General features: G+C 59.8%; 13 protein-coding genes. 10 read left to right on the top strand and 3 right to left on the bottom strand.

Going from position 1 to position 13007, the window contains the following annotated elements:
* Positions 1-128: 128 nt before the first annotated feature.
* The 4 genes from BW43_RS07205 (at position 129) to BW43_RS28500 (ending at position 3132) form a co-directional block, all read left to right on the top strand.
* The gene (locus BW43_RS07205) at positions 129-398 is read left to right on the top strand and encodes a hypothetical protein (RefSeq protein WP_032889587.1); all 270 of its coding nucleotides are present in this window, start codon (positions 129-131) and stop codon (positions 396-398) included.
* 110 nt (positions 399-508) lie between these two features.
* Entirely contained in the window at positions 509-1822 is a 1314-nt protein-coding gene (locus BW43_RS07210; protein WP_032889586.1) for a PAS domain-containing methyl-accepting chemotaxis protein, read from the top strand.
* Between the two features lie 17 nt (positions 1823-1839).
* A complete protein-coding gene (locus BW43_RS07215; RefSeq protein ID WP_233896832.1) occupies positions 1840-2346 on the top strand; it encodes a GAF domain-containing protein in 507 nt (168 codons plus the stop codon).
* A 282-nt stretch (positions 2347-2628) separates the two neighbouring features.
* Positions 2629-3132 carry a hypothetical protein gene (locus tag BW43_RS28500; RefSeq protein WP_081797799.1) on the top strand — a complete coding sequence of 168 codons (504 nt, stop codon included), beginning with the start codon at positions 2629-2631 and terminating at the stop codon, positions 3130-3132.
* 49 nt (positions 3133-3181) lie between these two features.
* Here the strand turns inward: BW43_RS28500 and BW43_RS07220 are convergent, their stop codons facing one another.
* Complete coding sequence (locus BW43_RS07220; RefSeq protein ID WP_032889585.1) at positions 3182-3808, bottom strand: helix-turn-helix domain-containing protein; 627 nt, start codon at positions 3806-3808, stop codon at positions 3182-3184.
* A 4-nt stretch (positions 3809-3812) separates the two neighbouring features.
* The gene (locus BW43_RS29045; RefSeq protein WP_163033225.1) at positions 3813-3971 is read right to left on the bottom strand and encodes a hypothetical protein; all 159 of its coding nucleotides are present in this window, start codon (positions 3969-3971) and stop codon (positions 3813-3815) included.
* 237 nt (positions 3972-4208) lie between these two features.
* Between BW43_RS29045 and BW43_RS07225 the strand changes: the two genes are divergently transcribed.
* From BW43_RS07225 to BW43_RS07235, 3 genes are all read left to right on the top strand, one after another.
* Entirely contained in the window at positions 4209-6317 is a 2109-nt protein-coding gene (locus BW43_RS07225; RefSeq protein ID WP_032889584.1) for a TonB-dependent receptor domain-containing protein, read from the top strand.
* Between the two features lie 116 nt (positions 6318-6433).
* On the top strand, positions 6434-6976 hold the full coding sequence (locus BW43_RS07230; protein ID WP_032889583.1) for a sigma-70 family RNA polymerase sigma factor: 543 nt from the start codon (positions 6434-6436) through the stop codon (positions 6974-6976).
* Positions 6973-7905 carry a FecR family protein gene (locus BW43_RS07235; protein WP_032889582.1) on the top strand — a complete coding sequence of 311 codons (933 nt, stop codon included), beginning with the start codon at positions 6973-6975 and terminating at the stop codon, positions 7903-7905. The genes BW43_RS07230 and BW43_RS07235 overlap by 4 nt, the downstream gene beginning before the upstream one ends.
* Here BW43_RS07235 and BW43_RS07240 read toward each other — a convergent pair.
* Complete coding sequence (locus BW43_RS07240; RefSeq protein WP_032889581.1) at positions 7902-9713, bottom strand: sigma-54-dependent Fis family transcriptional regulator; 1812 nt, start codon at positions 9711-9713, stop codon at positions 7902-7904. The two genes, BW43_RS07235 and BW43_RS07240, sit on opposite strands and share 4 nt — an antisense overlap.
* A gap of 236 nt (positions 9714-9949) precedes the next feature.
* Between BW43_RS07240 and BW43_RS07245 the strand changes: the two genes are divergently transcribed.
* Genes BW43_RS07245 through BW43_RS07255 form a run of 3 tightly spaced genes read left to right on the top strand, consistent with a single transcriptional unit; the run spans position 9950 to position 13004 of the window.
* Positions 9950-11044 (top strand): ABC transporter ATP-binding protein, encoded by a 1095-nt coding sequence (locus tag BW43_RS07245; protein ID WP_032889580.1) that lies wholly within the window; start codon positions 9950-9952, stop codon positions 11042-11044.
* Complete coding sequence (locus BW43_RS07250) at positions 11044-12141, top strand: ABC transporter ATP-binding protein (RefSeq protein ID WP_032889578.1); 1098 nt, start codon at positions 11044-11046, stop codon at positions 12139-12141. The genes BW43_RS07245 and BW43_RS07250 overlap by 1 nt, the downstream gene beginning before the upstream one ends.
* A complete protein-coding gene (locus BW43_RS07255) occupies positions 12138-13004 on the top strand; it encodes a carbohydrate ABC transporter permease (protein WP_032889576.1) in 867 nt (288 codons plus the stop codon). Before BW43_RS07250 ends, BW43_RS07255 begins: the two co-directional genes overlap by 4 nt.
* The last annotated feature ends 3 nt before the right edge of the window (positions 13005-13007 follow it).

Below are 13007 nucleotides of genomic sequence, written 5' to 3'. Positions count from 1 at the left end.
CCTAATCCTCGTGCAGGTAAGGTCTTTCTCTTTTGGCTGTAGGAAACAGCCTATCTTGCACCCCCGTGCTTGAAACACCCCGACGTCGGCAATAGCCTCGGACTTTTCCGAAAAAGTGAGGCCCTACCTTGGGGAAGCGAAAAACGGTGTGGCCGACGGACCGCGAGATACGCCTGCGCTTTATCCTCTTTGCGGTGATCAACGCCGCGAGTATCGAGGGAGTTTCCGCCGAGTTGTTATTGCCTGCGCACAAACTGCTGCGTGACTCACCCACCGAAGCGCAGTTGATCGAGGCCCTTCGGGAAATACTGGCGGCTGATGAGATGTACGGGTTCAGGTTTGCGGTGGGATCCGAGGCAGACGATCTGATGCAGGCACTGGATAAGCCCGGCGATTAATCCATCTTCGTTGAGCGGAACAACTGAGGGGCAAGTGACTATTCGTCGGCCTATGCTTAAGCCGTAGGCCGCATGGCCGATGCAGTGATGACTACCCCAGGGACGCCGCCATGTTTAATCGCCGTTTGAAGAAGGATCTGCAGGACCGGGACGACGAGCTTTTCCAGTTACGACAGCTTGTTGCGCAGTATGACCGTGGCATGCTCTCCATATGCCTGGATGCTGACTTGCGGCTTACGGCCGTCAACGAGGATTTTGCCCGGGCTTTGGGCTACTCCCGCGAACAGTTGCAGGGTCGACTCCTGAGTGAAATTGTTCCGCCTTACGTCATGGATTTACCCTGTTTTCGTGACTTCAACGCAGCAATCGCCCGTTCAGAGCCGGTGAGTGACGATTACCGCTTCCTGCGCAGTGACGCCAGCCTGGCGTGGATCAACCTGACATGGTGCCCGATCAGAGGGCGTGACGGCCGGCTGTCGCAGATCCAGGGCTACGGCACCGAAGTCAGTCGCGCCATTGAGCAAGCCAAAGAAAACGAAGCGTTTATCAACGCGTTGATACGTTCGACGGCCGTCATCCAGTTCCGACTGGACGGAACGGTGGTCACCGCCAATACCCAGTTCCTCGACGCCATGGGCTACACGCTCGATCAGATCGTCGGCAAAAAACACAGTATGTTCTGCACCACGCAGGAGGCCGCTTCGAGCGGTTACGCCGCGTTCTGGCAAACCCTCAATCGCGGCGAATTTGTCGCCAGCCGCTTCAAACGCGTGGACAGCCGTGGCAACGAGGTGTGGCTCGAAGCTACCTACAACCCGGTGCACGATGCGGAAGGCAAGCTGTGCAAAGTGGTCAAGTTTGCCAGCGTGGTCACCGACCAGGTCTTGCGCGAGTCCGAGGTCAAGGCCGCCGCCGGCGTGGCCTACGAGGTGTCGCTGCAAACCGATGTCACGGCCGAACGTGGCGCCGCGGTGGTGCAGAACACTGTACAGACCATGCAAAACATTGCTCTGCAAATGCAATCCGCCACCGGGAGCATTGAGGCGTTGGGCAAACAATCGTTGCTGATCAGCGCGATTGTGCAGACCATCGGGGGCATCGCCGCGCAAACCAATCTGCTCGCGCTCAATGCCGCAATTGAGGCCGCCCGAGCGGGTGAACAGGGCCGTGGATTTGCGGTCGTAGCTGATGAGGTAAGGCAATTGGCCAGCCGTACCAGCACTGCAACCGAAGAGATCGTCAGCGTGGTCCAGCAGAACCAGCGCCTCGCCGACGAAGCCATCACAGAAATGTTCAGCAGTCGCGAGCAAGCTGAGCAAGGCCTGACACTGGCCAACCAGGCTGGCGCCGTCATCACCGAGATCCAGGGTGGCGCCAAGCAGGTGGTGAACGCGGTGGGGCGTTTTGCGAATGAGCTGCAATAGCCCAGGTATAGGGCTGCTTGGTTTTATTTGAGAATCAGGAGAGCGCTATCAAACCTTTAACCTCTGAAGAACTGGCGGTCATCGCCGAGATAGAAACGGCGTCCAATATTCTGCGGCTGACTACACGCCTGACGGATATGCGCTTCTCGGCGATCTCGAAAATGACCGATACCCATTGGGTGGCATGTGCGGTGTACGACGAGCTGCATTTCGGCGTGGAGGTCGGCTATGAATTGCAGCTTGAAGCCACGCTGTGCAACGGTCTGCGTGCTAATCCCACCCCCATCATCATCGAACACGCCAGCAAGGATCCGGTTTTCTGGCAAAACCCATTGCCCAGGGAGCATGGCTTCGAAAGCTATATCTCACTGCCGATTGTCTTCTCCGATGGCAGCGTCTTCGGCACCCTATGCGCTTTGGACGTACTCCCCAAAAAACTGGAAAACCCGCAAATGATCGAGATACTCACCATCTTCACTCGCCTGATCAGCACCACGCTGGAATTGCAGTACAGCCGGACCTGATGCTGATGTTTCTGAGCCAGCGTTAGATCGTTTATTTCCTTAAGGTTGGTGGGTATTCCTGGTTCGAATATCCATCACATCGATTTCGATGTTTTGATTTACCAAACCGTTGTTATCACAGCGCAATCCCGGTCATCACATTACGTTTCGCTGTTGCGGTTGACTAAGCGGGCTGCGCAACACCCATTCCCGCTGCTCTGCCGTCGTCTTGTGCAGCGCTCCGGCATCACTAGAATCGGCGCCAGAACTTAGCCATTTCCTGTCGATTACGGAGTTTCGAACATGATGAACGCAATGCAGATGCCGATGAACACCGCCATGCCAATGATGCCGATGATGGGCATGCCGATGATGATGGCGACCATGAAGTGCGAAATGGCCGGTGACGCGATGATGTGCACCATGAAGCCTGCCGCCGGCATGGACATGGCTCAGTTCAAGACCAACGCCGAGATGATGGCGATGATGATGAACTGTGGCATGCCGATGATGATGCAGTGCGCCAATATGTCGATGATATGCCTGTCGGCCGACGCCATGGCCATGATGGCGAGCATGAATATGCCTATGATGATGCCGATGGGCATGTCGATGCCGATGATGAAGTGCGTGATGGAATGCAGGATGCAGGCCGATGGCATGCTGTGCAAAATGATGCCGATGCCGGGCATGAGCATGGCCATGATGGACAACTGCTGCATGCTCATGAACAAGTTGATGAGCGATTGCGCCATGCCGATGATGATGAGCTGCAACGGCATGCCAATGATGTGCTGCACCTGCTGACAGGTCCCGCGCAACCAAAAACGCCCCGAATAGTCGGGGCGTTTTGCATTCAGTCCAACCGTTCTGGGTAGGTGATCACCAGGAACGCCACCGCCTCGCTGTCCGCCGGATTGCGGTAGCGGTGGGGCTGGTCGGCGTAGAACAGGATCGAATCGCCGGTAGACAGCAAGTAGCGCTCTTCATTGACGCTGACTTCCAATACGCCCTGGGCGACCACCAGGTTTTCCTGGATGCCTGGGCCATGGCCTGCGGACACTTCCTCACCCAGAGCGCGCAGGCGGATCTCGTAGAACTCCGACTGGCGCGCCGTATCGTAGGGGAACAACGCTCGACTGATAAACGCCCCATCGGCACTCACCAGGCGTTTGCTCTGTTGCGCCGGCAACACCTCGACCCCTTCGAATGCGCGGTCTTCCAGGAACGCCGCCACCGACACTTTCAATCCTTTGGCAATCTTGCACAGCACCTTGATCGACGGCACGCTGCGCCCGGATTCGATCTGCGCCAGCATCGCCCGGCTCACGCCACAGGCACGGGCCAGTCCGTCCAGTGACAAATGGCGCTTGCTGCGCAGGCGTTGCAGGTTATGTGCGACGCACAGGCTGATTACATCGTCGTCCGTAGTCGTTTTGGGTAGTGGGGCGGGAGGTTCGGGAAGCACATGCAGGAAATTCATCGGCCTACGCCCGGCGGGTATCGCTGGGCGTCGCAGCGTGGTTGGTAAACACCGCCAACCCTGCGCGCGCCGCGTACATCGTCCACATCAACTCAGCCGCTGCGCGGGCCTGGCGGCGTTTGCGGTGAAGGGTAAAGTCAATGACGTTCGCGGATGTTGGCATCAGGGTGATCTCGTAGGTGACTCAGTGGCTCCACAATAATGGTTAGTGGTTATTTCTTTAAATACTGAGTTTGCATGTGTTAATTCGTTTTTGGACTTAAAAAGAAAGCGGGTCCGAAGGTGTTGTGGGAAGGGTCTGGTCCATTAAAAAGGCGTGACTTGGTGATCATCGCTGGCTTCCCATCACTGTTCGCGTGACGGCCCAGCCGTCACGCCCCCGCATTTCAAGGACTCGCCCATGCTGCTGCGCCAACCTCCATTCCTGTTTGCCGCCCTGACCTTAAGCTCGCTGGTGCATGCCGAAGACTTGCAGCTGGCACCGGTCGAAGTCACCACCGCTGAAGCCACGGCTGGAGAAGTCGCCCAGGCGCAGCTCAAGAGCGTGCCCGGCGCCACCAATTACATCGACATGAGCAGCGTGCAGCAGGGGCGGGTGAGCACCAACGAAGATGTGTTCAAGTACCAGCCAGGGGTGTACGCCAAGGCGGCGAATAACGAAGGGGTGAAACTGTCCATTCGCGGTTCGGGCCTCAACCGTAGCCCTGGCTCCCATGCGTCGGGGCTCTACGAGATGTTCGATGGGCTGCCGCTGACCGGTCCCGGTGGCACACCTTACGAGCTCAAGGATCCGTTATGGCAAAGCCGGGTCGAGGTGTTACGCGGCGCCAACGGTTTTGATCAGGGCGCCCTGGCGCTCGGTGGCGCGGTCAACTACGTGACCCGAACCGGCTACGACGCACCCAAGCTGCAGGTGCGCTATGAGGCGGGCAGTCGTGGCTACGCCCAACGCGAGATCAGTTCGGGGCAGGTGCTGGGGGATGCGGACTACTACATCAGCCTGACTGACTCGGAATCCGACGGCTACCAGCGCCAAAGCGCGGCCACGGGCAAGGGCGTGGCTGCCAACTTCGGCTATCGCTTTAATCCGAATCTGGAAACCCGCTTTTATTTCCGTTACCGCGAAACCACCAACGACACACCCGGCAAACTCACCCGCGACCAGATCAGTCACGACCCGCGCGCCGCCAACAGCCTCAACGCCGCTCGCGACTCCAAGCGCCTGCAACCCGGCTCAACCTGGATCGCCAACAAGACCACCCTGCAACTGGACGACAACTCACGCCTTGAAGTTGGCTTGGCGTATCACGATTACCCGATGGACCTGCGCGAGGGCACTATCCGTCTGAAAGTCGCCTACACCGACGTCAGCAGCACCCTCAATTACATCCGCCAGGACACGGTGTTCGGTCACGACAGCAAAACCACCCTAGGCCTGCGCACCACCCAGGCGATGCCCAATAACGGCGGTGCCGAGTATGTGCGCATTCCCGCTGGCAACACGGCCAGCTACGCCCCCGGCACCAAGACCCGCGACTACAGCTACCTCGGTTCCGACACCGTGTTGCATATCGGCAACGACCTGGAACTGATACCGGACCTGTGGCTGACCACCGGCCTGGCCGCCATCTACACCCGTCGCGAAACCCAGGTCAGCTATCCCGAAGGCCACGCGCCGCTCAGCCAGCACGATTGGGACTACGCGCCTCGCATCGGGCTGCGTTACGACTTCAACCCGCAATTGCAGGTGTACGGCAACCTCAGCCGCTCCGTCGAGCCGCCGCACGCGTGGTCGATGATCTGGGGTTCCAACAAGTACTTCCCGGAGAAGAGCGGACCGGCCACTGGCCTGGCGCGCGAAGGCGTCAGCCTGAAAAACCAGACCGCTACCACCCTGGAAGTCGGCGGTCGCGGTGAAGCGTGGCTCGGCCAGTGGGACCTGGCGCTTTACCGCTCCGAAGTGCGGCACGAACTGCTCGCTGTGGAAACCCAGACTGAAGCATTAACAGTCGTCGTTGAATCCAACGCCAGCCCCACCGTGCATCAAGGTGTGGAACTGGGCCTGCTCAGCCCGCTGTGGGATGGCGGCCGCAGCGGCAAGCTTGACCTGCGCCAGGCCTACACCTTCAGCGACTTCCATTACCGTGACGACGACCGCTTCGGTGGCAACACCTTGCCGGGCATCCCCAAGCACTACTATCAGGCGCAACTGCGCTACAGCCACCCGACCGGTTTCTACACCAGCCTCAACACCGAGCATTCATCAAAGGTGGCGGTGGACTACGCCAACTCCTACTACGCCGCGGCCTATACGATCGTCGGCGCAACGTTCGGCTACGACGCGCCAAAGCAGGATTGGCAAGCTTGGGTTGACCTGCGCAACCTCACTAACCGCCGTTACGCCAACACGGTCACGCCGGGCTATGACGACAAAGGCCTGGATGTTGCTCGGTCTACACCCGCGGATGGTCGTGGCATCTACACCGGCGTGTCGTGGAGCTGGCGCTAAGCGGACACACCTGTGGGAATGGGCTTTCAGAGAATGTGAGCCCGCTTGCCCCAACGCTGTTTTACTGGCATTGTTTGCGCAATTGGTAACACTTCCCATTTGAGAATTTTTTGCGCATGCATGACATTCCGGCCGCGCTGGGCGACTCAGCGCGTCAGCAGGCCCTTACGGCGATGTACCGCGAGCACCATGGTTGGTTGCATGGCTGGCTGCGCAGGAAACTCGGTTGCTCCCAGCACGCTGCCGACTTGGCACACGACGCATTCATCCGTGTCCTGATGCTGGCCGAGCCGCAAGCTATCAAGGAACCCCGGGCCTTCCTGGCCACCACGGCAGGGCGCCTGCTGATCGACGGCGCCCGTCGTCGGCGTATCGAAAAAGCCTATATGGAAGCGCTGGTCATCCAGTGCGAAGACGCCGGCATGCCCGACCCGGCGGCGATCCATGTTGCGCTACAAGCCCTGGAACGCATCGCCGAAATGCTCGCCGGTTTACCGACCAAGGCCCGCGAGGCGTTCCTGTTGAGTCGCCTTGATGGGTTGACCTACAGCGAAATCGCCGCACGCCTGGCGGTGTCCCCCAGCACCGTCAAAAACTACATTTCCAGCGCCCTGGTGCACTGCTATCACAGCCTGCACGCGGCGGATCCACTGACATGAACTCCGAACAGATCATCCAGCAAGCAGCGAATTGGCTGACGCGCCTGCACGATGAGGATGTCACCGACGCTGACCGTCAGGCCTTCACTACCTGGTGCGAGGCCGACCCGCGCCACGCCGTGGCCATCGACCGCATGCGCGCCTTATGGGGCAGCCTCGACAGCGTGCCGGCGCAACCGGCTCGCCTCGCCCTGAACCGCGCATTTGCCCCGCAACGGGCGCGCAGCGCACAGGTGCTGGGGGTGCTCGGCGTCGTGTTCTGCGGTTGGCTGAGCCTGGAGCACCTGCCGGTGTGGATGGCCGACCAGCGCACCGGCGTCGGCGAGCGCCGTCAGATCGCGCTCGAAGACGGCAGCCAGTTGCAGCTCAACAGCAACTCGGCGGTGGACGTGAAGTTCGACGGCCAGCAGCGGGTGATCGAGCTGCTGCAAGGCGAACTCTGGGTAGACGTGGCCAAAGATGCGCAACGGCCGTTCGTGGTACGAACCGACCAAGGCACGGCGACCGCACTGGGTACGCGTTACCTGGTCAAGCGTGCGCCGGACGGCACAACAGTGGTCACTGTGATCGAGTCCACCGTGGCGGTTAAAGGTGAGGTCGAGGAGGGCGTCAAGGTCACCGCCGGCCAGCGCTCCGTTCTCGACCATGGCCGCGCCATGCCTGCGCAGGCGATCGGCAATGCCGACCCGGACGCCTGGACTCGCGGCTTGCTCAAAGTCAACGACCAGCCGCTGAGCGAAGTACTGCAAACCCTGGCCAGCTACCGTCCTGGCATGGTGCGTTTCGACCCACAAGCGCTGCGGGACCTGCGCGTGTCCGGCGTGTTCAAGCTGGACGATACGGCGGCGGCCCTGTCGACCTTGGCGGATAACCTGCCGATCCAGGTGGAGTACTTCACCGACTTGCTGGTGGTGATCAAGCCCCGCTAATGCTGGCGCAGGCGTTTGTACAAGGTATTGCGGCTCACCCCCAGTTCCCGCGCCAAGTGGGAAATATTCCCGCCGGCCGCTTTCAAACGTTGGGTCAGATCAATGCTGTCGTCCAGGTACTCACTGGTCGGCAGCGGCGGCGCCACGTTCAAATCCACAAAAAAATCATCCGGCAGATGCTCCGCCCGTATCGGTTGCTCCTCGGCCATCGCCAGCGCCACCTGCAAAACGCTGCTGACCTGGCGCAAATTCCCCGGCCATGGGTGCTGCTCGAATAACGCCAACACCTCAGCGCTCAAACCGGCCCATTGAGTGGGCTCGCGGTGTTGTTGCCACAGTTGCTGGAACAGCGCCTGCTTGTCGGTACGCTCACGCAAGGGTGGCAACTCCAGGGTCAGGCCGCCGATGCGGTAGTACAAATCCTCGCGAAAGCGCCCGGCTTGCACCAGCTCGCGCAGTGCGCGGTTGGTCGCCGATATGATGCGCAAATCCACCGGGAACAACTCGCTGCTGCCCACCGGTTGCACGCAACGCTCCTGCAACACGCGCAGCAGGCGCGCCTGGGTCGGCAGTGGCATATCACCGATCTCATCGAGAAACAGCGTGCCCTTGTCGGCCTTGCGGATCAGGCCAATGCTGCCTTTTTGATTGGCGCCGGTGAACGCGCCTTTTTCGTAGCCGAACAGTTCCGATTCCACCAGCTCAGCGGGAATCGCCGCACAGTTCACCGCGATAAACGCCTTCTGGCTGCGGGAGCTGGCTTGGTGCAGGGCTTTGACGAACACTTCTTTGCCCACGCCGGTTTCGCCGTGGATCAGCAGCGGGATATCTTTTTCCAGCAAACGCTCGGCCTGGCGCACTGCTTTTTCTACGCGAGCATCACCAAAATGCAGGGTGTTGAGACCAATCGTCGCCTGTTTCGAAACCACAGGCTCAGTGAAGACGCGCGCCTGCACTGGCATCTGCTTGGGGCGTTTCAATAAGCACTGAAACCGATTGCGTCCCGCCGCTTGCAACGAAAACGGCAAGCCCTCCGGTTGGTTGAGCAACTCCAGCAGCGACACTTTGAACAAGCTGTCGATCATCACCCGCGACAGGCTGATGCCCAGCAGGTTATCGGCGCGGCGGTTGGCCGACAGCACCTGGCCACTTTCATCAAAGATCAGCAGGCCCGCCCATTGGCTGTCCAGGTTGCTCAGGCCGGTGTTGAAGGTCAGTTGGAAATGCTCACCACGAAATAGATTGAGGATCAGCCGGTTCTCAACGGTCTGGCTCATCATCTTGACCATGCCCAGAGTGTGGGAGGGCGGCAGGTAACTGTCGCTGGATACATCCAACACCGCGATGATCTCGCGCTGAGCATCGAAGATTGGGGCCGCCGAGCCGGTCATGAAACGGTTGGCCTTGAGGAAATGTTCGTCGTGTTCGATATGCACCGCCTGGGCACAGGCCAGCGCGGTGCCGATGGCATTCGTACCGCTGGAGCGCTCCTGCCAACTGGCACCGGCGCTGAATCCACGGGCCAGCTTGGGCTCGATAAAGCGTTGGGTGCCCCACGAGGTCAACACCTGGCCCTGGTTGTCCGCCAGCATGATCAGGCAGTTGGAATTGCTCAGGATGTTTTCGTAATAGGGCAGGACTTCCTGGTGCGTGGTCTGCACCAGGGAATGCTGGCTTTCCAGCAGTTGGCTGATGCCGTCGGCCGGCAATTGATCGAAGCTGGGCGTGCTTTGGTGGTCCAGGCCGAAGGCGCGGCAACGGCGCCAGGAGTCTTGGATGATGGTGTCGTGCGCCAAGGGTTCGGCCATCGGGCGACCTTCTGTTTTTATTGTTTTTATGGGGCCCCGCAGGCGCGGGGGCCCCATTAGTGTTGTTCAGAACTGTTCATTGTCAACCCCCCGAGTGTTCAGTTGTTCAGCCCGATTGTTCACTCCCGAACATCCCATTCACTCCATTTCCTTGTGGATCAAGCACCTGCCGTTTTTGGCACGAAACTCGCTCTGACGACTGGCCAGATTCATTCCAATAATAAAAAGGTCGTGTCATGTCATTGACCCTGGAACATGTCTCCCGCGTCGTCGAAGGCCAAACCTGGATCGACGATGCCACCCTGCGTTTCGAACCCGGTTCCTTTAACGTGCTGCTCGGTCGCACCCTGTCCGGCAAGACCAGCCTTATGCGCTTGATGGCCGGCCTGGACAAACCCGACAGCGGTCGCATCCTGATGAACGGCGTCGACGTCACCCACAAGCCGGTGCGCCTGCGCAACGTGTCGATGGTGTATCAGCAGTTCATCAACTACCCGACCATGACGGTGTTCGAAAATATCGCCTCGCCGTTGCGCCAGGCCGGTGTGTCCAACGAGGTGATCCAGAGCAAGGTGCTGGAAACCGCCAGGATGCTGCGCATCGAGAAGTTCCTCCAGCGCCACCCGCTGGAGCTGTCCGGTGGCCAGCAGCAACGCACGGCCATGGCCCGCGCGTTGGTCAAGGATGCCGAACTGATCCTGTTCGACGAGCCGCTGGTGAACCTGGACTACAAACTACGCGAAGAGCTGCGCCAGGAAATGCGCGAGCTGTTCCAGGCCCGCCACACCATAGCGATTTACGCCACCACCGAACCCAACGAAGCCCTGGCCCTGGGTGGCACCACCACCATCCTGCACGAAGGCCGGGTGATCCAGAGCGGCAAGGCCGCGGAGGTCTACCACCAGCCACAGACGGTGCTCGCCGCCGAGCTGTTTTCCGAGCCACCGATCAACCTGATGCCTGGGCGTATTGCTGGCAACGAGGTGAGCTTCGCCAATTTTGTGCACTTCCCGCTGAACGTCGACCTGCGCCCCATCGGCGAGGGCGAATTCCGCTTTGGCGTGCGCCCCAGCCATATCAGCCTGGTGCCGAGCAACGACGACGATCTGGAGCTGGCGGTAACCGTAGAAGTCGCCGAGATCAGCGGCTCGGAAACCTTCCTGCATGTGCGCAGCGAACACTTCCTGTTGGTGCTGCACCTGCCGGGGGTACATGAGTACGACGTCGACGCGCCGATCCGCGTGTATATCCCCACCCATAAACTGTTTGTGTTCGATGGCCAGGGCCGTTTGGTCCAGGCCCCCGGGCGCCGTGTCGCGAGGGTTGCCTGATGGCCGAGATCCATTTGCAGAACCTGGCGCACAGCTATAACCCCGCGCCGACCGGACCCGAAGACTACGCGATTCGGGAAATGAACCACGTCTGGGAACAGGGTGGCGCCTACGCTTTGCTCGGCCCGTCGGGCTGCGGCAAGTCGACCCTGCTCAATATCATTTCCGGCCTGCTCAGCCCGTCCGAAGGCCAAGTGTTGTTTGACACGAAAGTGGTCAACGACCTCACGCCCGAGAAGCGCAACATCGCCCAGGTGTTCCAGTTCCCCGTGGTGTACGACACCATGACCGTGTTCGACAACCTGGCGTTCCCGCTGCGAAACCAGGGCATGGCCGAAGCGAAAATTCATAGCAAGGTGCAGGAAATCGCCGAAGTCCTCGACCTGCAAAACCTGCTGAGCAAGAAAGCGCGCAACCTCACCGCTGACGAAAAACAGAAAGTCTCCATGGGCCGTGGCCTGGTGCGTGACGACGTGTCGGCCATCCTGTTCGATGAGCCGCTGACAGTGATCGACCCGCACCTCAAATGGAAACTGCGGCGCAAGCTCAAGCAGATCCATGAGCAGTTCAACATCACCATGGTCTATGTCACCCATGACCAGTTGGAGGCTTCCACCTTTGCCGACAAGATCGCGGTGATGTATGGCGGGCAGATCGTGCAATTCGGCACGCCACGGCAATTGTTCGAGCGGCCTAGCCACACGTTTGTCGGCTATTTCATCGGCAGCCCTGGGATGAATCTGATCGAAGTGCAGGCCGAGGCGGGCGGGGTGCGGTTTGCCGACACCCACTTGCCATTGCCCGAGGCGTTGCAAGAACGCATCGCCAGCACGGACTACAAGAAATTGCAGGTGGGTATCCGCCCGGAATTTATCCACGTGTGGGACGAGTACAACCCCGACGCCATGCAGGCCGATGTCACACATTTGGAAGACCTCGGCACCTACAAGATCATGACGCTCAAGCTTGATGGCGCCACCTTGAAAGTGCGTTTGGCCGAAGACAAACCGGTGCCCGAAGGCACGGCCTCCATCAGCTTTCCCGCGCAATGGCTGATGCTCTACGCCGACGATTACCTGCTGGAGGTGCTGCCATGAACAAGGTGCAGAACAACAAGGCTTGGTGGTTGGTGCTGCCGGTTTTCCTGCTGGTGGCGTTCAGCGCGGTGATCCCGATGATGACCGTGGTCAACTATTCGGTGCAGGACATTTTCGACCAATCCAGCCGCTATTTCGTCGGCGCCGATTGGTACAAGCAGGTATTGCTCGACCCGCGTCTGCACGACTCCCTGCTGCGCCAGTTCATCTATTCCGCCTGCGTGCTGTTGATCGAAATACCCCTGGGCATCGCCATCGCCCTGACCATGCCGACCAAGGGCCGTTGGTCGTCCTTGGTACTGATCGTGTTGGCGATTCCACTGCTGATCCCGTGGAACGTGGTGGGCACCATCTGGCAGATCTTCGGCCGTGCTGACATTGGCCTGCTGGGTTACAGCCTCAACGCCATGGGCATCAGCTACAACTACGCGGCCAATACGGCGGATGCCTGGGTGACCGTGCTGGTGATGGACGTATGGCACTGGACCTCACTGGTCGCGCTGCTGTGCTATTCGGGGTTGCGGGCGATTCCGGACGTGTACTACCAGGCCGCGCGGATTGATCGTGCATCGGCCTGGGCAGTCTTCCGACATATCCAACTGCCCAAGATGAAAAGCGTGCTGCTGATCGCGGTAATGCTGCGGTTTATGGACAGCTTCATGATCTACACCGAGCCCTTCGTCCTGACCGGCGGTGGACCGGGTAACGCCACCACTTTCCTGAGTCAGACGTTGACCCAGATGGCTGTAGGTCAATTCGACCTAGGCCCGGCGGCGGCGTTTTCCCTGGTGTATTTCCTGATCATCTTGTTGGTGTCCTGGCTGTTCTACACCGCCATGACCCACTCTGACGCCAACCGCTGAGGC

The organism is Pseudomonas sp. RIT357, assembly GCF_000632245.1.
Classification (GTDB): domain Bacteria; phylum Pseudomonadota; class Gammaproteobacteria; order Pseudomonadales; family Pseudomonadaceae; genus Aquipseudomonas; species Aquipseudomonas sivasensis.
Note: the sequence above shows the minus strand (reverse complement) of the source record. Positions and strands in the feature narration are given on the sequence as shown.

Bases quoted from the DNA above. Each gene is read 5' to 3' on its own strand.
- BW43_RS07210 (WP_032889586.1), top strand. From the start codon at position 509: ATGTTTAATCGCCGTTTGAAGAAGGATCTGCAGGACCGGGACGACGAG.
- BW43_RS28500 (WP_081797799.1), top strand. From the start codon at position 2,629: ATGATGAACGCAATGCAGATGCCGATGAACACCGCCATGCCAATGATG.
- BW43_RS07220 (WP_032889585.1), bottom strand. From the start codon at position 3,808: ATGAATTTCCTGCATGTGCTTCCCGAACCTCCCGCCCCACTACCCAAA.
- BW43_RS29045 (WP_163033225.1), bottom strand. From the start codon at position 3,971: ATGCCAACATCCGCGAACGTCATTGACTTTACCCTTCACCGCAAACGC.
- BW43_RS07225 (WP_032889584.1), top strand. From the start codon at position 4,209: ATGCTGCTGCGCCAACCTCCATTCCTGTTTGCCGCCCTGACCTTAAGC.
- BW43_RS07230 (WP_032889583.1), top strand. From the start codon at position 6,434: ATGCATGACATTCCGGCCGCGCTGGGCGACTCAGCGCGTCAGCAGGCC.
- BW43_RS07235 (WP_032889582.1), top strand. From the start codon at position 6,973: ATGAACTCCGAACAGATCATCCAGCAAGCAGCGAATTGGCTGACGCGC.
- BW43_RS07240 (WP_032889581.1), bottom strand. From the start codon at position 9,713: ATGGCCGAACCCTTGGCGCACGACACCATCATCCAAGACTCCTGGCGC.
- BW43_RS07245 (WP_032889580.1), top strand. From the start codon at position 9,950: ATGTCATTGACCCTGGAACATGTCTCCCGCGTCGTCGAAGGCCAAACC.
- BW43_RS07250 (WP_032889578.1), top strand. From the start codon at position 11,044: ATGGCCGAGATCCATTTGCAGAACCTGGCGCACAGCTATAACCCCGCG.
- BW43_RS07255 (WP_032889576.1), top strand. From the start codon at position 12,138: ATGAACAAGGTGCAGAACAACAAGGCTTGGTGGTTGGTGCTGCCGGTT.